This window comes from Kitasatospora sp. NPDC088264, from assembly GCF_040685715.1.
Lineage (GTDB): Bacteria > Actinomycetota > Actinomycetes > Streptomycetales > Streptomycetaceae > Kitasatospora.
The window spans coordinates 38,399-57,449 of sequence record NZ_JBFBIR010000040.1; the positions used below are offsets into that span (position 1 = coordinate 38,399).

General features: G+C 71.8%; 15 protein-coding genes. 5 read left to right on the forward strand and 10 right to left on the reverse strand.

Annotated features, from left to right (window positions below; genetic code table 11):
* Nucleotides 1-89: 89 nt before the first annotated feature.
* From rodA to AB0O82_RS26395, 8 genes are all read right to left on the reverse strand, one after another.
* The gene (gene rodA / locus AB0O82_RS26360; RefSeq protein ID WP_363586421.1) at nt 90-1,289 is read right to left on the reverse strand and encodes a rod shape-determining protein RodA; all 1,200 of its coding nucleotides are present in this window, start codon (nt 1,287-1,289) and stop codon (nt 90-92) included.
* Nucleotides 1,286-3,661, reverse strand: coding sequence for a penicillin-binding protein 2 (gene mrdA, locus AB0O82_RS26365; protein ID WP_363586422.1), 2,376 nt, complete (start codon nt 3,659-3,661; stop codon nt 1,286-1,288). Before mrdA ends, rodA begins: the two co-directional genes overlap by 4 nt.
* Before the next feature lie 51 nt (nt 3,662-3,712).
* A complete protein-coding gene (mreD, locus tag AB0O82_RS26370) occupies nt 3,713-4,354 on the reverse strand; it encodes a rod shape-determining protein MreD (RefSeq protein WP_363586423.1) in 642 nt (213 codons plus the stop codon).
* A 3-nt stretch (nt 4,355-4,357) separates the two neighbouring features.
* Complete coding sequence (gene mreC, locus AB0O82_RS26375) at nt 4,358-5,284, reverse strand: rod shape-determining protein MreC (RefSeq protein ID WP_363586424.1); 927 nt, start codon at nt 5,282-5,284, stop codon at nt 4,358-4,360.
* Nucleotides 5,285-5,379: 95 nt separating this feature from the next.
* The gene (locus AB0O82_RS26380; RefSeq protein ID WP_031076009.1) at nt 5,380-6,405 is read right to left on the reverse strand and encodes a rod shape-determining protein; all 1,026 of its coding nucleotides are present in this window, start codon (nt 6,403-6,405) and stop codon (nt 5,380-5,382) included.
* A gap of 318 nt (nt 6,406-6,723) precedes the next feature.
* Nucleotides 6,724-7,137 carry a nucleoside-diphosphate kinase gene (gene ndk, locus AB0O82_RS26385; RefSeq protein ID WP_063347562.1) on the reverse strand — a complete coding sequence of 138 codons (414 nt, stop codon included), beginning with the start codon at nt 7,135-7,137 and terminating at the stop codon, nt 6,724-6,726.
* Between the two features lie 110 nt (nt 7,138-7,247).
* Nucleotides 7,248-7,598 carry a DUF4233 domain-containing protein gene (locus AB0O82_RS26390; RefSeq protein ID WP_063347563.1) on the reverse strand — a complete coding sequence of 117 codons (351 nt, stop codon included), beginning with the start codon at nt 7,596-7,598 and terminating at the stop codon, nt 7,248-7,250.
* Between the two features lies 1 nt (nt 7,599).
* Nucleotides 7,600-8,991, reverse strand: a complete 1,392-nt coding sequence (locus AB0O82_RS26395) for a folylpolyglutamate synthase/dihydrofolate synthase family protein (protein WP_363586425.1) — start codon at nt 8,989-8,991, stop codon at nt 7,600-7,602.
* A gap of 174 nt (nt 8,992-9,165) precedes the next feature.
* Between AB0O82_RS26395 and AB0O82_RS26400 the strand changes: the two genes are divergently transcribed.
* The 3 genes from AB0O82_RS26400 to AB0O82_RS26410 all read left to right on the forward strand — a co-directional run bounded on the left by AB0O82_RS26400 (nt 9,166) and on the right by AB0O82_RS26410 (nt 13,556).
* A complete protein-coding gene (locus tag AB0O82_RS26400; protein WP_363586426.1) occupies nt 9,166-10,599 on the forward strand; it encodes a glycosyltransferase family 2 protein in 1,434 nt (477 codons plus the stop codon).
* A gap of 92 nt (nt 10,600-10,691) precedes the next feature.
* A complete protein-coding gene (gene wecB / locus AB0O82_RS26405; RefSeq protein WP_363586427.1) occupies nt 10,692-11,846 on the forward strand; it encodes a UDP-N-acetylglucosamine 2-epimerase (non-hydrolyzing) in 1,155 nt (384 codons plus the stop codon).
* A gap of 171 nt (nt 11,847-12,017) precedes the next feature.
* Nucleotides 12,018-13,556, forward strand: a complete 1,539-nt coding sequence (locus AB0O82_RS26410) for a glycosyl hydrolase family 18 protein (RefSeq protein WP_363586428.1) — start codon at nt 12,018-12,020, stop codon at nt 13,554-13,556.
* A 22-nt stretch (nt 13,557-13,578) separates the two neighbouring features.
* Here AB0O82_RS26410 and AB0O82_RS26415 read toward each other — a convergent pair whose 3' ends face one another.
* Together AB0O82_RS26415 and AB0O82_RS26420 are read right to left on the reverse strand one after the other, a co-directional pair.
* A complete protein-coding gene (locus AB0O82_RS26415) occupies nt 13,579-14,100 on the reverse strand; it encodes a hypothetical protein (protein WP_363586429.1) in 522 nt (173 codons plus the stop codon).
* Nucleotides 14,101-14,416: 316 nt separating this feature from the next.
* Complete coding sequence (locus tag AB0O82_RS26420; RefSeq protein ID WP_363586438.1) at nt 14,417-17,029, reverse strand: valine--tRNA ligase; 2,613 nt, start codon at nt 17,027-17,029, stop codon at nt 14,417-14,419.
* Nucleotides 17,030-17,242: 213 nt separating this feature from the next.
* Between AB0O82_RS26420 and AB0O82_RS26425 the strand changes: the two genes are divergently transcribed.
* Both AB0O82_RS26425 and AB0O82_RS26430 read left to right on the forward strand, forming a co-directional pair.
* On the forward strand, nt 17,243-18,097 hold the full coding sequence (locus tag AB0O82_RS26425) for a hypothetical protein (protein ID WP_363586430.1): 855 nt from the start codon (nt 17,243-17,245) through the stop codon (nt 18,095-18,097).
* A gap of 101 nt (nt 18,098-18,198) precedes the next feature.
* Complete coding sequence (locus tag AB0O82_RS26430; RefSeq protein WP_363586431.1) at nt 18,199-18,981, forward strand: hypothetical protein; 783 nt, start codon at nt 18,199-18,201, stop codon at nt 18,979-18,981.
* The last annotated feature ends 70 nt before the right edge of the window (nt 18,982-19,051 follow it).

The window sequence follows — 19,051 nt, forward strand, 5'->3', positions numbered from 1 at the left end:
AAACCACCGAGGGCCGACCCGAGAGATTCCCGGGCCGACCCTCGACGGACGGACGGACGCGCAGACGGACGCGCGGACGGACAGTCGGCTCAGGCCGCTATCGGCCGCTGGCTGCGGACCGCCTGGAGCAGCCCGATCGCGATCCAGACCGCGAACATCGACGACCCCCCGTAGGAGACGAACGGCAGCGGGATGCCCGCCACCGGCATGATGCCCAGGCACATCCCGATGTTCTCGAAGGCCTGGAAGGAGAACCAGGCGATGATCCCCGCGGCCACGATCGTCCCGTACAGGTCGGTCGCCTGCCGGGCGATCCGGCAGGCCCGCCACAGCACTACGCCGACCAGCAGGATGATCGCCAGCGCCCCGACGAAGCCCAGCTCCTCACCGGCCACCGTGAACACGAAGTCGGTCTGCTGCTCCGGCACGAACTGCCCGGTGGTCTGCGTCCCGTGGAACAGCCCCTTGCCGGTCAGCCCGCCCGAGCCGATCGCGATCCGGGCCTGCGCGGTGTTGTAGCCGACGCCGGAGGGGTCCAGCTGCGGGTTCGCGAAGGCCGCGAAGCGGTCGATCTGGTACTTGCTCAGCACCCCGAGCTTCCAGATCGCCACGCACCCGCCGGTGCCCGCCACCAGCAGCCCGAGCACCCAGCGGTTGGCCGCCCCCGAGCCGAGCAGGATGCCCAGCACGATCGCGGCCATCACCATCACCGAGCCGGCGTCCGGCATCAGCAGCACGACGCACATCGGCAGGAAGGCCCAGACCAGGCCGCGGAACACCGCCCGGTGCGAGGGGTACTCCCGCTCCCCCGCGTCCACCTGGTCGGACAGCACGACCGCCATCGCCAGCACGATCGCCAGCTTCGCGAACTCGGCGGGCTGGATGGAGAAGCCGCCGCCCAGCTGGATCCAGGAGTGCGCGCCGTTGATGGTCGAGCCCAGCGGGCTGAGCGTGGCGAGCAGCATCAGGATCACGCCGATGTACAGGAACGGCACGAGGGTGCGGAAGCGTCGGCTCCCTATCCCTATCACCACCGAGCACAGCACCAGCCCGACGACCAGGTTGGTCAGGTGCCGGTACAGGAAGTACTGCGGGTCGCCGTGGGTGAGCGAGTCCCGGCCGCGGGTGGCCGACCAGACCAGCAGGGAGCTGCCGAGCGACAGGGCCAGCGCGGCGAGCAGCAGTATCCAGTCCAGCCGCCACAGCGGCGAGTCCTTGGCCAGGGCCTTGGAGACCCCGCTGCGCTGCGGGCTCAGCCGCAGCTGCCGGTAGGAGCCGTAGGAGGTCATGCCCGCCCCCTTCCCGGGCCGCGGTTCGGTTCGAGTGCGGCCTCGGCCGCGGTGCCCGGGGCGGGCAGGTCGTTCGGCTGCGCCGGGTCCAGGAAGGCCGAGGCCGGGGCGGGCTCGCCCGGCACCTGTTCCAGGAAGGCCGGCGCCGGTCCGGGCACACCCTGCGCCTGGTCCGGCGACGCCAGGAGGCCTGGGCCCGCGACGGCCTGCGCCGGGTCGACGGTGTTGCCGGTGTTGCCGGTGTTGGCGGTGTTGCCGGTGTAGGCCGCCGGCTTGACGATCGCGGTGCCGTCCGGGTTGAACTTCGGCAGTTCGGCCTGCGGCGCGGGCAGCAGCGCCTTGCCGTTGTCGATGTTGCCCTTGTCGTCGACGCCGTACAGCGCCTGGTAGATCCGGCGGACGGCGTCGCCGGAGCCGCCGGAGCCGGTGCCGCCCTGGCTTATCGTCATGACGACCGCGTAGTCCTTGCTGTACGTGGTCAGCCAGGAGGTGGTCTGCTTGCCCTCGACCTCGGCGGTGCCGGTCTTGGCGTGCAGCTCGATCTTGTTCTGCGGCCAGCCGGCGCCGGAGAACTTCCAGGCGGCGGTACCGCCGGTGATGACGCCCGCGGTGGCCTGGTCGATGTAGCTCAGCAGCTTCTGCGAGCCGGGGAACTTGCCGTCCTCGTGCGGGGCGATCTCGCGGACGAGGTCCCCGCTCGGGCTTATCACCGCCTTGGCGACGGTCGGCCGGTAGAAGGTGCCGCCGTTGGCCAGCGCCGAGTAGATCCGGGCCATCTGGACCGGGGTGACGAGCGTGTCGCCCTGGCCGATCGCGAAGTTGACGGCGTCACCGGCGCGCATCTGGTAGCCGTCGACGCAGTTCTCCTTGGCGATCTGGTCGGAGAAGCTGGTGCCGCCCTTCTGCGCCTGCGCGCACCAGGCGTCCTTGTTGTTGTCGTAGAAGGACTGCTTCCACTGCCGGTCCGGCACCCGGCCGGTGACCTCGCTGGGCAGGTCGATGCCGGTCTTGGCGCCGAGGCCGAACTGGTGGGCGGTCTTGAAGAACCAGTCGCCCGGCTCCTTCTTCGGCTTGATGCCGCCGTCCTTCATCCACTGGTCGTACGCCAGGCCGTAGAAGACGGTGTCGCAGGAGACCTCCAGCGCCTTCTCCAGGGAGATGGAGCCGAAGTTCTCGCTCTCGAAGTTCTTGAACTCGCGGCCGCCGATGGTCATGCTCTTCGGGCACGCGTACGTCCCGTCCAGCGAGTAGCCGGCCTCCACGGCGGCGGTGGTGGAGACGACCTTGAAGGTCGAGCCGGGGGCGGACTGACCCTGTATGGCCCGGTTCAGCAGCGGGAAGTTGGAGTCCTTGCTGGTCAGCGACTGGTAGTCCTTGCCGGTGATGCCGCCCACCCAGAGGTTGGGGTCGTAGGTCGGCGCGCTGGCCATCGCGACGATCCGACCGGTGTGGACGTCCATCACCACGGCGGCGCCGGAGTCGGCCTCGTAGTTGCGGTTGGTGACCTTGTCGAAGGTCTTCCGGGCGTCGGCCATGGCCTGCGCCAGGTTGTCCTCGACCACCTTCTGCACCCGGGCGTCGATGCTGGTGACCAGGTTGTTGCCGGTCTGCGGGGCGGCGGTGCCGGCGGTGCCGATCACCCGGCCGAGGTTGTCCACCTCCAGCTGGGTGATGCCGGCGGTGCCGCGCAGGTCGCGGTCGTACACCGACTCCAGGCCGGCCCGGCCGATCTGGTCGGCCGGCAGGTAGCGGTCCAGGCCGGACTTGGAGGCGGTCTTGCTGACCTCCTCGTCGGTGACCGGCGAGAGGTAGCCGAGCACCTGGGCCATGTTGGCGCCCTCGGCGCCGGTGTAGCGGCGCACGGCGGTGGGCTGCGCGGTGACCCCGGGGAAGTCCTCGCGGCGTTCCATTATCTGCATCGCCTGCTGGGTGGTCGCCTCCTTGGTGACCGGGATCGGCTGGTAGGGCGAGCCGTTCCAGCAGGGCTGCGGGGTCTTGGCGTCGCAGAGCCGGGTCTTCTCCTGCACGTCCTTGGCGGGCATCCCCAGCACCTCGGCCAGCCGGCCGAGCACCGCCTTGCCGCCGTCCTTCTGCTGCAACAGCGAGGTGCGGCTGACCGAGACCACCAGCCGGGCCTCGTTGCCGGCCAGGATCCGCCCGGAGGCGTCCAGGATCTCGCCGCGGACGGCCGGTTCGACCACCTCACGGATGTGGTTGCCGGTCGCCTTGGCGGTGTAGACGCTGGCGTTGCGGATCTGCAGGTACCACAGCCGCCCGCCGAGAGTGGCGAGCAGCGACAGGACCAGGATCTGCAGCACCACCAGACGGATCGTCACCCGCCGGGTACGGCCGGTCTCGGGGATGTTGCTCACGTCTCGTGCGCTCCAGGATGCGGGAAGTCGGGAGGTCGGGGGCCGGGCCGGTTACGGGCGCCGGGCGAAGCCGGGCATGCGCCGCTTCTTGTAGGACGGGCCGGCCGAGGCCTCGCGCGTGGTGCGGTAGCGGGCCAGCGTGCCCAGACCGGAGCCGCCCTCGTCGTCATCGGTGGCCGCGGTCACCGGGTCGCGCCCGAAGCGGCGGCCGACCAGCATCACCAGCGGCACCACGAACGGCGCCAGCAGCACGTCGTACAGCAGGGCGCTGACCACCAGGCCGCCGAGGCCGACGTGCCGGGCCGCGGTGTCGCCGACCAGGGCGCCGACCATCGCGTACAGCAGGGTGGAGGCGACCGCCGCGGCGGCCACCACCATCAGCGCGCTGGACACCGACCGCTGGCGGCCGTGGTCCGGGCGCAGCAGCCCGGCGGCGTAGCCCATCAGGCAGAGCACCAGCGCGTAGCGGCCGATCGCGTGGTCGGAGGGCGGCGCGAGGTCGGCGAGCAGGCCGGCCGAGAAGCCGACCACGCAGCCGCCGGACGGCCCGTAGACCAGGGCCAGGCCGACCACGACGAGCAGCAGTATGTCCGGGGTGGCCCCCGGGAGCTGGAGCCGGCCGAAGACGCTGACCTGGAGGATCAAGCCGAGCAGGATCAGGCCGGCGGAGACGGGGATGCGGGCGAGGCGCATGGCTCAGTTCCCCCCAGTGGGCTTGGCGGGCGGGGCGGCGGGCGCGGCCGGGGCGGCCTGTCCCTGGGCGGGGGCCGGCGGCAGGACGGCGTCGCGCGGGTCGGCGCGCGGCGGCACGACCACCACGCCGACCAGGTCCAGCCGGGTGAACTGGACGAAGGGCTCGACCAGGATGGTCTTGGTCAGCTGGCCCGGGGTGGCCTCGACCTCGACGACCTTGCCGACCGGCACGCCGGGCACGAACGGGCGGCCGCTCTGCGAGCCGAAGGTGACCAGCCGGTCGCCGGCCTTGACCTGGGCCTTGCCGTTGAGCAGCGAGACCTTCATCGGGCTGGTGCCGCCGCCGGAGGCGAAGCCGATCTCGCCGCTGGCCTCCAGCCGGGTGCCGGCCGAGAAGCCGGGGTCGGAGGCGAGCAGCACGGTGGCGGTGGTCGGGGCGACGGTGGTGATCCGGCCGACCAGGCCCTGACCGTTGATCACCGTCATGTCGCGGGTGAGGCCGTCGTCGCTGCCGGCGTCGATGGTGATGGTCCAGGAGAAGCCCTGGGCCGGGCCGATCGCGATGACCTGGGCGGCCTTGACGGTGTAGCCGCCGGCGCCGGCGGTGCGCAGCAGGTCGTCGAGCTGCTTGGTGCGCCCGGTGGCCATGTCGGAGGAGGCGAGCTTCTGCCGCAGTTCGGTGTTCTCGCGGGCGAGCTGGTCGGTGCGGCCGTTGTTGGACGCGGCGTCGCGGAAGGCCCGGACGGTGTCGGCGACCGGGTCGACGACGGTGGCGGCGCCGCGCTCGACCGGACCGAGGACGCTGGCGGCGGCGTGTCGGGCACCGCCGAGGGGGGAGCTCTCACCGCCCTTGATGTCCACGGTGACGAGTGCGAAGGCGACGGCCACCAGCAGGATGAGCAGCAGCCGGCTCTCTCGTGTGTCCCTCACGGTGCTGGTACTGCCCCTTCGTACCTGGTCGGCCGCCCGGGCTGTGGGGCCCGGGCGGCAGCCCGTTCAGTTGAGTGTCGGATGTCTCGGTGGTGCTAACGGCGCGGGGAGGCGTCCAGTACCTGCTGGAGCGCCTCGAACTCCTCGACGCACTTGCCGGAGCCGAGCGCGACCGAGTCGAGCGGGTTCTCGGCGATGTGGATCGGCATGCCGGTCTCGCGGCGCAGCCGCTCGTCGAGGCCGCGCAGCAGGGCGCCGCCGCCGGTGAGCACGATGCCGCGGTCCATCACGTCGCCGGCCAGCTCGGGCGGGCACTGGTCGAGGGTGGTCTTCACGGCGTCGATGATCGAGTTGACCGGCTCGTCGATGGCCTCGCGGACCTCGGCGGCGGAGATGACCACGGTCTTGGGCAGGCCGCTGACCAGGTCGCGGCCGCGGATCTCGGCGTGCTCGTCCTTCTCGCCCTCCAGGCCGAAGGCGCTGCCGATGCTCATCTTGATCTGCTCGGCGCTGCGCTCGCCGAGGAGCAGCGAGTACTCCTTCTTGATGTGCTGGACGATCGCGTTGTCCAGCTCGTCGCCGGCGACCCGGATGGACTGGGCGGTGACGATGCCGCCGAGGGAGATGACCGCGACCTCGGTGGTGCCGCCGCCGATGTCGACGACCATGTTGCCGGTGGCCTCGTGGACGGGCAGCCCGGCGCCGATGGCGGCGGCCATCGGCTCCTCGATGATGTGCACCTGGCGGGCGCCGGCCTGCGAGGAGGCCTCGATCACGGCGCGGCGCTCGACCCCGGTGATGCCGGAGGGCACGCAGACCACGACCCGGGGACGGGCGAGGTAGCGGCGGCGGTGGATCTTGAGGATGAAGTAGCGAAGCATCCGCTCGGTGATCTCGAAGTCGGCGATCACGCCGTCCTTGAGCGGGCGGATGGCGACGATGTTGCCCGGCGTCCGGCCGATCATCTTCTTCGCCTCGGCACCGACCGCCAGGATGCCGCCGGTGTTGGTGTTCACCGCGACGACGGACGGCTCGTTGAGGACGATCCCCTTGCCCCTGACGTACACCAGCGTGTTGGCAGTTCCAAGGTCGATCGCCAAGTCGCGGCCGATGAACGACAGGTTGCTCGCCATGGGGTGTGGTTGCCTTCCCGGGCTCGGAGTTCATGGGGGTGGGACGAGAGCGCGCCCACGCTCGGGCGGAGCCAGCTGAGCTGCCTTACCGGGCCCTTGAGTCGCGTCCATCGTAGTCACGCGGCGCGGTACGGACGTCGATGCGGGGCATACCGTCCATTGTCCGGAGCGTGTTCGCTTCTCCGGGCATTGGGACGCCGTGTCGGCGCCACTGGTTGCTTATTTCACGATAAAAGTGCCCCGGCCGGGCCAATGGTCCCGACCGGGGCAGTGCCAAGGTCCCTCGGGCGTGTCGCCCGGCTGGACTCAGGCGTGCGCCGGGAAGAAGATCTTGATCTCGCGCTCGGCCGACTCCGGGGAGTCCGAGGCGTGGATCAGGTTCTCGCGGGTGATCGTCGCGTAGTCGCCGCGGATGGTGCCGGCCCCGGCCTCCAGCGGGTTGGTCGCACCGGCCAGCATCCGGATGCCGCGGACGACCTCCTCGCCCTCGACGATCAGCGCGATCGACGGGCCGGAGGTCATGAACTCCAGCAGCGGCTCGTAGAACGGGCGGCCGACGTGCTCCGCGTAGTGCTGCTCCAGCGTCGCCCGGTCGAAGGTGCGCAGCTCGACGGCGGTGAGCCGCCAGCCGGCCTTGCGCTCGATGCGGCTGATGATCTCGCCGGCCAGGCCACGCTGGACGGCGTCGGGCTTGAGCAGGACGAGAGTGCGCTGGGACACGGTGCGTCTCCTGGGGATTCGGTACGGCAAGGCAGTCGGGCCGACGGGCGGGAGCCGACACGGCAGAGATTACCTTGCGTGTGCGGCGTGTCGGCCCGCCGGGCCGGGCCCTAGACCGGTACGGCGGCCGCCTCGGCGGCGGCCCGGGCGGCCTTGAACTCGTCCACCTTGCGGCCGTAGTGCACCGAGCACCACCACAGGCCGGCGAAGACCACACCGAGGCCGAACATGGTCGGCAGGATGAAGCCGCTGGCGATCAGTCCGATCTGCAGCGCCCAGCCGACGGCCACCGCACCAGGGCGGTTGATCATGCCGCAGAGCGCGATGCAGAGCGCCATGACGATCCCGGTGACGATCCAGATCGTGGCCGTGGAGACGCTGGACAGCTGCATCGCGACCAGCGCGGCGAACATGGCCAGGAGCGCCTCGCCGATCAGGGTCGAGGAGCAGAGGGTCCTCATGTCACTTCCTCCCGAGCAGCAGGCGGGCCTCGCCCACCGTGATGACCGAACCGGTGACCAGCACCCCGGCGCCGCCGAGGTCGCCCTCCTCCTCGGCGAGGGTGACGGCGGCCGCGATGGCGTCGTCGAGCCGGGGCTCGACCTGGACGCGGTCCTCGCCGAAGATGTCGACGGCCAGCGCCGCCAACTCGTCGACGTCCATCGCGCGGTGGGTGGAGTTCTGGGTGATGACGACCTCGGCGAGGATCGGCTCGAAGGCCTCCAGCACGCCGGCCACGTCCTTGTCCCCGGAGGTGCCGATCACGCCGACGAGCCGGGTGAAGCCGAAGGACTCGCCCAGGGCGGCGACGGTGGCGCGGGCGCCGTGCGGGTTGTGCGCGGCGTCCAGGACGATCGTGGGGCTGCGGCGGACGACCTCCAGGCGGCCGGGCGAGGAGACGCCGGAGAAGGCCTGGCGGACCTTGTCCACGTCGAGCTGCCCGCCTCGGGCGCCGCCGACGCCGAAGAAGGCCTCGACCGCGGCCAGCGCCAGCACCGCGTTGTGCGCCTGGTGCTCGCCGTGCAGCGGGATGAAGACGTCCTCGTACTCCTCGCCGCCGAGCCCGCGCAGCGTCACCAGCTGGCCGCCGACGCCGAGCTCACGGCGGATCACACCGAACTCCATGCCCTCGCGGGCCACCGTGGCGTCGACCTCGACGGCGCGACGCAGGATGTTCTGGGCGGCGTCCAGCTGCTGCTGGGCGACGACGGCGACGGCTCCGGACTTGACGATCCCGGACTTCTCGACCGCGATCTCGCCGGTGGTCTCGCCGAGCTTGTCGGTGTGGTCCAGCCCGATCGGGGTGATCACGGCGACGGCGGCGTCGATGACGTTGGTGGCGTCCCAGGAACCGCCCATGCCGACCTCGACCACGGCGACGTCCACCGGGGCGTCGGCGAAGGCGGCGTAGGCCATGCCGGTCAGCACCTCGAAGAAGGACATCGGCACCGGCTGCGCCGCGTCGACCATCTGCACGTACGGCTCGACGTCGCGGTAGACCTCGACGAAGCGCTCGGGGGTGATCGGGGCGCCGTCCAGGGTGATCCGCTCGGTGACGCTCTCCACGTGCGGGCTGGTGTAGCGGCCCGTGCGCAGTTCGAAGGTGTTGAGCAGCTGCTCGATCATCCGGGCGGTGGAGGTCTTGCCGTTGGTCCCGGTGATGTGGATGGAGGGGAAGGACCGCTGGGGCTGGCCCAGGATGTCCATCAGCGCCTCGATCCGGTCGAGCGAGGGCTCCAGCTTGTTCTCCGGCCAGCGCTTGGAGAGCTCCACCTCGACATCGCGCAGGGTGTCGTCGGTGTCGCCGTCGGCGGGACGGAGGGTGTACGGGTTCGGGTCGGCCTTGTCACTCACGACCACAGTCTACGGAGGGTTGGCGGGCCGTCCTCACGGGGTGAGAACGACCACTTTGGTCGGGGTTTCCAATTTGCCCCCTTTACTATCTCTTTGGCGAGTTTGAACCGCAATGAAGCATCGATTCGCACCCCCTGGAGCCGCACCGCCTTTGATCATGAGGAGTACCACGCCATGCCCGACGCCCTGCACGACTGGATCGTGCTCCGCCAGGACGCCGTCGTCTGGTTCGCCGGACTGGTCTCACTGGCGCTCGTCGGCTACATGGCCTTCGTCTTCGGACGCTTCCTCCTGTACTGGGCCGGCTCCCGGCACGCCTTCCGGCACAACCGGCCCGCCGAGCCCGGCGACCCGGCCGCCTTCCAGTGGCACCTGGTGATCCCCTGCCGCGACGAGGAGGCCGTGGTCACCCAGACCCTGGCCGGCCTACGCGAGAACGCACCCGAGGCCCACCTGTGGGTGATCGACGACGACAGCGAGGACGCCACCCGCGACCTCGTCCTCGCCGCCGCGGCCCACGACGACCGCGTCCACCTCGTCCAGCGCCGCCGCCCGCACGCCCGGATCGGCAAGGGCGCCGCCCTCAACGCCGCCTACCGCGAGATCACCGCCTGGCTGCCCGGGGGCACCGACCGCTCCCGCGTGGTGATCGGCGTCGTCGACGCCGACGGACGGCTCGACCCCGGCACCCTCCCCCAGGTCTGCAACGACAAGGCACTCGGCCGCCCCGACACCGGCGCCGTCCAGATCGGCGTGCGGATGCGCAACGCCGACGACGAACTCCCGCTGCCCGGCCGAGGCCGCGCCGCCAACGCGTTCGCCCGCGCCCTGGTCCGGATGCAGGACGTCGAGTTCCAGGCCAACAACGCCGGCATGCAGCTGCTGCGCCGCCGCACCGGCAGCGTCGGCCTCGGCGGGAACGGCCAGTTCGTCCGCCTCACCGCCCTCGACTCGCTCACCGCCGAGGAGGGCCGGGCCGGCCGCCCCTGGCCCGAGCGCGCCCTGCTGGAGGACTACGAGTCCGGCCTCGACCTGCGCCTGGCCGGCTGGCGCCTCACCCACGTCACCGAGACCCAGGTCTCCCAGGAGGGCCTGATCTCGCTGCGCCGCTTCCTCACCCAGCGCACCCGCTGGGCCCAGGGCAACATGCAGTGCCTGCGCTACACCGGCCGGGTGCTGCGCTCCCCCTTCTACACCTGGTCCGGCAAGGCCGAGGTGCTGTACACCTTCCTCCAGCCCGTCGTCTGCGTCCTGCTGGTCCTGCTGTTCCCGCTCTCGCTCGGGATCACCGCGGCCGGGCTGGTGCTCTTCCCCGCCGAAACCGCCGACTTCCACGTCAGGTTCGGCCCGTGGATGCTGCTCGCCTTCGCGGTCGCCACCCTGCCGATGATGCTCTGGGGCTTCGCCTACCGCCGGCTCGTCCACCCCAACCGCGGCCGGCTCACCGGGCTGCTCTGGGGCGTCCTGATCTGGCTCTACGCCTACCACCTCTTCGTGGTCGCCACCCGGGCCGCCGCCCGGATGCTGCTCGGCCGCAACGGCTGGGCCAAGACCCGGCGCAACGCCGAGAAGGTCGCCCTCGGCGCCCCCACCGCCCTCGAGTCCTGAGCCTCGGTCCTGAGCCCCGCGCCTGAGCCCCGCGCCCGAGCCCCGCGCCCGAGCCCTGAGCAGCCCCACCCCCTCGGAGCCTCCCCATGAGCATGTGCCTTCCCCCCGCCAGCGTCGCCGTCGTCCTCGGCACCCGCCCCGAACTGGTCAAGCTCGCCCCGCTGATCCACGAACTCGGCGACGCCACCCGCCTGGTGCACACCGGCCAGCACTGGGACGAGGCGATGTCCGGCCGCTTCCTGCGCGACCTCGACCTGCCCCGCCCCGAACTGCTCACCGGCGTCGGCGGGCGCCCCCGGGCCGGCCAGATCGCCCAGTCCCTCGGCCAGCTGGACGCCGCCTTCGCCGAGGACCGCCCCGCCGCCGTGGTCGTCCAGGGCGACACCAACGCCACCCTCGCCGGGGCGCTGGCCGCCAACGCCCGGGAGATCCCGCTGGTGCACGTCGAGGCCGGGCTGCGCAGCTTCGACCGGGCGATGCCCGAGGAGCACAACCGGGTGATGGTCGACCACGTCTCCGACCTGCTCTGCGCCGCCACCGGGGACAACGTCGCCAACCTGCGCGCCGAGGCCCTCGCCGAGGAGCGGATCGCGCTCACCGGCAACACCGTCGTCGAGGTGGTCCGCCGCCAGCTGCCGGCCGCGGCCGACCGCGCCGCGCTGCTCGCCGCGCACGGGCTGCGCCCGGACGGCTACGTGCTGGCCACCGTGCACCGCCCGGAGAACACCGACACCGCCGAGGCACTGGGCGCCGTGCTGGCCGAACTGGACCGGATCGCCCGGGCGGGCACCCCGGTGCTGTTCCCGATGCATCCGCGTACCCGGGCCGCCGTCGAGCGCTTCGCGCTGGACGCCCTGCTGGAGCACCTGGCCGTCACCGGGCCGGTCGGGTACGCCGACTTCCTGGGCCTGGCGAGCCACGCCGCGCTACTGGTCTCCGACTCCGGCGGCGTGCAGGAGGAGTGCACCGTGCTCGGCCGCCCGCTGCTGGTGGTGCGCCGCTCCACCGAGCGTCCGGAGGCGGTGGCGGCGGGCTTCGCCGCGCTGGTGGGCCCCGACGAGGACCTGGGCGCGCTGGCCCGGACCTGGCTGGCCGACACCCCCGAGCGGCTCGCCCGGCTCGCGGCCACCCCGAGCCCGTACGGCGACGGCCTGGCCTCGGCGCGGATCGCCGCGCTCACCGCCGCGGTCGCCGAGCCGGCCGAGCCCGGAGCAGCCGACTCCAGGGCACGGCCGTCGGCCGCCTAGCGCCCTCTTGACAGCCGGATTGGTCTACTCCACCTTGTGAGTCAAGTCTCCTCCCCCGACAGGGACTTGAGTTGTCGGTAGCTCCCGCACGCGCACCATCGACACCCCGGACGGCGCTCCACCCCCACCACCCAGGCGCGCCGCCGGGCCTCCCCCACAGGAGATGGAGTCATGCCACCTGCCCGACACCGGCGCCCACGCGCCGCCCACACCCTGCTCGCCGGGGCCTGCGCCATCGCCCTCGGCCTGAGCGGGCTCGCCCTCGCCACCGGCACCGGCGCCCAGGCCGCCGACCCCGACCTGATCACCAACGGCGGCTTCGAGACCGGCACCCTGTCCGGCTGGTCCTGCGGCAACGGCGCCGTCCAGAGCGCGACCGTGCACTCCGGCCGCTACGCCCTGCAGTCCACCCCGGGCTCGGGCGACACCGGCGAGTGCACCCAGACCGTCGCCGTGCAGCCCTCCTCGACGTACACGCTGAGCTCCTGGGTCCAGGGCTCGTACGTCTACCTGGGCGCCCGCGGCACCGGCGGCACCGACCCCGGCACCTGGACGAACTCCACCGGCTGGGCCCAGCTGAGCACCGGCTTCACCACCGGCCCGGGCACCACCAGCGTCACCGTCTACCTGCACGGCTGGTACGGGCAGCCCGCCTTCCTCGCCGACGACGTCTCGCTGATCGGCCCGGGCGGACCGCAGCCCTCCCAGAGCCCGACCGCCACCACGTCCCCGAGCCCCACCGGCACCGGCAGCCCCTCCCCCACGGACACCGGCACCGCAAGCCCGACCGCCACCTCGACCGGCAAGCCTCCCGGCCTGCCCAAGCACATCCTGACCGGCTACTGGCAGAACTTCGACAACGGCGCCACCGTCCAGCGGATCAGCGACGTCCCGGCCGCCTACGACATCATCGCGGTCTCCTTCGCCGACGCCACCACCACACCGGGCGGGCTGGGCTTCACCCTGGACCCCGCCCTCTCCTCCCGCCTCGGCGGCTACACCGACGCCCAGTTCAAGGCCGACATCGCGGCCAAGCGGGCGGCCGGCAAGAAGGTGGTGCTCTCGGTCGGCGGGCAGAACGGCACGGTGTCGGTGAGCGACCCGACCTCGGCGGCCAACTTCGCGAGCACCGCGTGGGCGCTGATGCAGGGCTACGGCTTCGACGGGGTCGACATCGACCTGGAGAACGGCGTCAACGCCGCCTACCTGGGCCAGGCGCTGCACTCGCTGGCGGCGAAGAGCGGCAGCGGGTTCGTCCTCACCATGGCGCCGCAGACCATCGACATGCAGTCGACCGGCATGGAGTACTTCAAGCTGGCGCTGAACGTGAAGGACATCCTCACCATCGTCAACATGCAGTACTACAACTCCGGTGCGATGAACGGCTGCGACGGCAACGTCTACTCGCAGGGCACCGAGGACTTCCTCACCGGGCTGGCCTGCATCCAGCTCAAGGGCGGGCTGCGGCCCGACCAGGTGGGGCTCGGCGTGCCGGCCTCCACCAGCGCGGCGGGCGGCGGGTACGTCAGCCCGAGCGTGGTCGACAACGCGCTGGACTGCCTGGCCGCCGGCACCAACTGCGGCAGCTACAAGCCCGACACCACCTGGCCGGGCATCGGCGGGGCGATGACCTGGTCGACCAACTGGGACGCCAAGGCGGGCAACCCGGTCGCGGGCACCATCGGCGCGCACCTGCACGCCATGCCGTGACGCCCCCTGCCCGGACCGGGGTTCAGACCCCGGCCCGGGCCTCCGGGACGTGTGCCGCGGGCCCGCCGTGCCGGCGGCGCAACTCGGCCGTGATCTCGGCCAGTTCGCCCTCGGGCAGCAGCGGCAGCATCATCGCGACGCCCTGGAGCAGACCGCCGAGCAGGAAGGTGGTGTCGGCGGTCGAGGCGACCAGGCCGCGCACCTCGGCCACCTCACCGGCGGCCACCGCCTCGATCAGCCGGGCGGCGTCCGCGCTCTCCTCGTCCACCGCGACCGCGCCGTTGTCGGCCGGGGCGCGCCGGGCCATCGCCCGCAGTACCCGGTCGCCGACCTCGGGCGCGTACGCCTTGCGGACGGCCTCGGCGGCGATCCAGGCGAGCAGGGTGGTCACCTCGCGCTCGGCGCGCTCGGCGAGGAGCAGGTCCAGCTCGTGGTCGAAGGCGAGCTGGTTGCCGTGGCGGAACGCCAGCAGCAGGGTCGCCGCCCTGGCCTTGGCCTCCTCCACCGCCTCGGCAGGAAGTTCTTCGGCCAATTCCTCGGTCACCACCACGCCATGCCCTCCCGTCCGTCGGCTCAGCAGGAACGCTCAGCAGAAACACCCGTCAGAAACTCCGTGCACACCGTACACATCCGACCTGCAAACTTCCGCGAACCCGCGCGGGCAAGACCGGAATGAATTCGGAAGGAATAGGACCTCACCCGGTCCAGGATGAATATTCGCCGGAAGGGAGCAATGTTGCTGGGCTATTAGGCGTAGCAAAAAGAACACCGCCGCCGTGCCCGGCCGAGCCGCCCGGAAACGCCGGAGGGGCCGCACCCCGCGCGTCGCGGAGTGCGGCCCCTCACGGACCGGTACGGGCTCAGCCCTGCGGCAGCGCCGCGAGCTGGGCGGTGATCCGGGCGATGTCGGCCTCGGCGGCCTCCTGACGGCCCCGGATCTTGGCGACCACCTCGTCCGGCGCCTTCGCGAGGAACGCCTCGTTGCCGAGCTTGGCCGTGGTCTGCGCCTTCTCCTTCTCGGCGGCCGCGAGGTCCTTGGCGAGGCGCTTGCGCTCCGCCGCGACGTCGATGGTGCCGGAGAGGTCGAGCGCGACGGTGGCGCCGGCGACCGGGAGCGAGGCGGTGGCCGCGAAGCCCTCCTCGGGGACGGTCAGCCGCAGCAGCGAGCGGATCGCGTCCTCGTGGACGGCCAGCACGGTGCCGTCCAGCTCCAGCTTCGCCGGGACGCGCTGGCCCGGCTTGAGGCCCTGGTCCGAGCGGAACCGGCGGACCTCGGTGACCACCTGCTGCAGCGTGGCGATCTCGGCCTCGGCCTCGGCATCGCGGTAACCGCTGTCCGTCGGCCAGTCGGCGATGACCAGCGACTCGGCGCCGGTGAGCGTGGTCCACAGGGTGTCGGTGACGAAGGGCACGATCGGGTGCAGCAGCCGCAGCGTGACGTCCAGGACCTCGCCGAGCACCCGGCGCGCGGCGTCGGCCTGCGGGCCGCCCTTGGCCAGGGTGGTCTTGGACAGCTCGACGTACCAGTCGAAGACCTCGTCCCAGGCGAAGTGGTACAGCGCCTCGGACAGCTTGGAGAACTGGTAGTCCTCGTACAGCGCGTCCACCTCGGCGACGGTGCTGTTCAGGCGCGACAGGATCCAGCGGTCGGTCGCGGTCAGTTCCTCCGGCGCGGGCAGCGGGCCCTCGACGGTGGCGCCGTTCATCAGCGCGAAGCGGGTGGCGTTCCAGATCTTGTTGGCGAAGTTGCGGGCCGCCTGGACCCAGTCCTCGCCGATCGGCACGTCGACGCCCGGGTTGGCACCGCGCGCCAGCGTGAAGCGCAGCGCGTCCGAACCGTACTTGTCCATCCAGTCCAGCGGGTTGACCACGTTGCCGAAGGACTTCGACATCTTCTTGCCGTTCTGGTCACGGACCATGCCGTGCAGCGCGATGGTGTGGAACGGCGGGGTGCCGTCCATCGCGTAGAGGCCGAACATCATCATCCGGGCGACCCAGAAGAACAGGATGTCGTAGCCGGTGACCAGGACGGAGTTCGGGTAGAACTTCGCCAGGCTCTCGGTCTGCTCCGGCCAGCCGAGCGTGGAGAACGGCCACAGTCCGGAGGAGAACCAGGTGTCCAGGACGTCGTTGTCCTGGTGCCAGCCCTCGCCGGTGGGCGGCTGCTCGTCCGGGCCGACGCAGACGACCTCGCCGTTCGGGCCGTACCAGACCGGGATGCGGTGGCCCCACCACAGCTGGCGCGAGATGCACCAGTCGTGCAGGTTGTCGACCCAGTCGAAGTAACGCTTCTCCATCTCCTGCGGGTGGATCTTGACCTTGCCGTCGCGGACCGCGTCGCCGGCGGCCTTCGCGAGCGGGCCGACCTTGACCCACCACTGCATGGACAGCCGCGGCTCGATGGTGGTCTTGCAGCGCGAGCAGTGGCCGACCGAGTGGACGTACGGGCGCTTCTCGGCGGCGATCCGGCCGTCGGCGCGCAGCGCGGCGACGATCGCCGAGCGGGCCTCCAGCCGGTCCAGGCCGAGGAACGGGCCGTGCACGGTGATGACCGCGTGCTCGTCCATGACGGCGACCGAGGGCAGGCCGTGCCGCTGGCCGATCTCGAAGTCGTTCGGGTCGTGCGCGGGCGTCACCTTGACGGCGCCGGTGCCGAACTCCGGGTCGACGTGGGCGTCGGCGACCACGGGGATCCGACGGCCGGTCAACGGCAGCTCGATCTCGGTGCCGACCAGGTGGCGGTAGCGCTCGTCGTCCGGGTGGACGGCGACCGCGGTATCGCCCAGCATCGTCTCGGCGCGGGTGGTGGCGACGACGATCGAGGCGTCGCCCTCGCCGTAGCGGATCGAGACCAGCTCGCCGTCGTCGTCCTGGTACTCCACCTCGATGTCCGAGATGGCGGTCAGGCAGCGCGGGCACCAGTTGATGATGCGCTCGGCCCGGTAGATCAGCTCGTCGTCGAAGAGCTTCTTGAAGATGGTCTGGACGGCCTGGGACAGGCCCTCGTCCATGGTGAATCGCTCGCGGGACCAGTCCACACCGTCGCCCAGGCGGCGCATCTGGCCGGAGATCTGGCCGCCGGACTCCGCCTTCCACTTCCAGACGCGCTCGACGAAGGCCTCCCGGCCCAGGTCGTGGCGGGACTTGCTCTCCTTGGCGAGCTCGCGCTCGACCACGTTCTGGGTGGCGATGCCGGCGTGGTCCATTCCGGGCTGCCACAGCGCCTCGTAGCCCTGCATCCGCTTGCGGCGGACCAGCGCGTCGATCAGCGTGTGCTCGAAGGCGTGGCCCAGGTGCAGGCTGCCGGTCACGTTCGGCGGGGGGATGACGATGGTGAACGGGGGCTTGTCGCTCTTGGCGTCCGCGGTGAAGTAGCCACGCTCTACCCAGCGCTCGTACAGCTCGCCCTCTACGTCCGCGGGGGTGTAGGTCGTCGGGAGAGTTGCTGCTTCGTCCCCGGCAAAGGTGCTCACGGGGTGCTGGTTCGTCGTGTCGGTCACGACGCACAGTTTACGTAACCGCGGGCACGTGTTACGAACCGCTTTCGCCGCGCGGACGCGACCCGCCCGATCGGCTCGGTGGCGGACACCGTACGGTACCGTTCCCGGGCACTCGTCCGGTGTCCGCACGGACCCCGGGACGACACGACGACAGGCCGCGGGTGCGGCGGGGGAGCACGGACGCAGATGTACGGCCAGGGCCAGCAGTATCCGCAGGGACAACCGCAGGGACAGCCTCAGCCGTACGGGGGCCAGCCCCCGTACGGCCCGCCGCAGCCACCGCCGCCCTACGGCGCCCCGCAGCAGCCGCCCCAGTACGGCTACCCGCCGCAGGACGGCCAGCCCTACGGCGCTCCCCAGCCGCCCTACGGTGCCCCGCAGCCCCCGTACGGCTACCCGCCGCAGGCCCCGTACGGCCAGCCGGGCTACCCGCCGCCGCCGAAGAAGGGCCGGACCGGCCTGGTGGTCGGCCTGGTCGTGGGCGCGCTGGTGCTGGGCGGCGGCGGCTTCGCCGCGTGGAAGTTCCTCGGCGACGACCAGGGCGGCCAGTACAAGATCTCCGCGCCGCAGTCGCTGCCGGACGGCTACACCCAGAAGTCCGCCAAGGAGGAGGCCGTCGACCCGGCCAAGCCCGAGGCGGCGAAGTTCGGCAAGAACCTCAGCGTGCTGGCGGCCAGCTACAGCAAGGGCTCCGACGCCCTCGACACGCTCTCCGTGGTCGGCGTCTACGGGGAGCTCAACGACCCCGGCCAGATCATCGACGACTCGAAGAAGGACACCGGCGGGCTGACCTGGACCACGCCGCTGACGGACTTCCCGGCGCAGGACGGCCACAGCTCCTCGGCGAAGCTCGCCTGCGGCGTGGCCGGCGTCATCGCGGGCAAGGCCGGGCCCACCGTCTGCGTGTGGGCGGACAAGTCCACCACCGGCCGGATCACCTTCAGCAAGATCAGCCTGACCGGCGGCGGCCAGGGCCTCACCCCGGCCCAGGCCGCGGACAGGACCCGGGCGATCCGCGACGCCATGGTCGTCGCCAAGTAACCGAGCACCGCCCCGCCGCGTCACCACACGTCAGCACCACGTCCCCGCCGCCACCGGCCGCGCCGGGCGGCACCCGGGCATCGCCATCAGAGAGGCCTCGCGTGACCGAGCAGAACCCCTACGGCCCCCCGCCGCAGCCGGGACACGACGCACCGCCGCCCCCGCCGGCCCCGCCGGGCTACGGCGGCATCCCGCCGCAGAGCCCGCCGCCCGGCTACCCGCCGGTCGGCGAGCCGGGTGCCTACCCGGGGTACGGCGCCTACCCGCCGGTACCGCCGCCGCGCAAGTCCCGCAAGACGCTCTGGACCGTGCTCGGCGTCGTCGGCGCCTTCGTCCTGCTGGGCGGCGGCACGCTCGCCTACTTCGTCTACGACGTCGCCAGCAACGCGGGCACCCAGAAGATCGTCCTGCCGGCCACGTTCAAGGACCTGCGCCAGAGCGACGACCCCCAGGTCGCCGACACCCTGGAGAAGGGGCTCACCTCCAGCTTCGGCAAGGGCGACGGCAACTGGAACCCCACCGGGGTGGGCGCCCTCTACCAGAACGCGCAGTCGGAGCCTCAGCTGGTCGTGTTCGGGGGCTACGGCAAGGTCCTGGCGCCGAAGCAGGAACTGGACCAGGCGTTCCAGGGCATGGCGTCCACCGGTCGCAAGCTCAGCGACCGGCACGTGGTGGACGCCGGCCCCAAGGGCGGCGCGATGGAGTGCGCCGCGGTCGTCGGCGGCGAGAGCGAGGCCGGGACCACGATGGGCATCTGCTCCTGGGCCGACAGCAGCGGCCTGGTGATGGTCATGACGGTGGCCGACCCGAGCGCCAAGCCGGACCTGGACAAGCTCGCCGCCGACACCCGCGACCTGCGCGCGGTCGCCGAGGTCCCCAAGTAGTCCACCGGGAACCGTCGGTGACCCTCCGGGCACCGGGAAACGCCGAAGGGCCCCGCACCGGTCGGTGCGG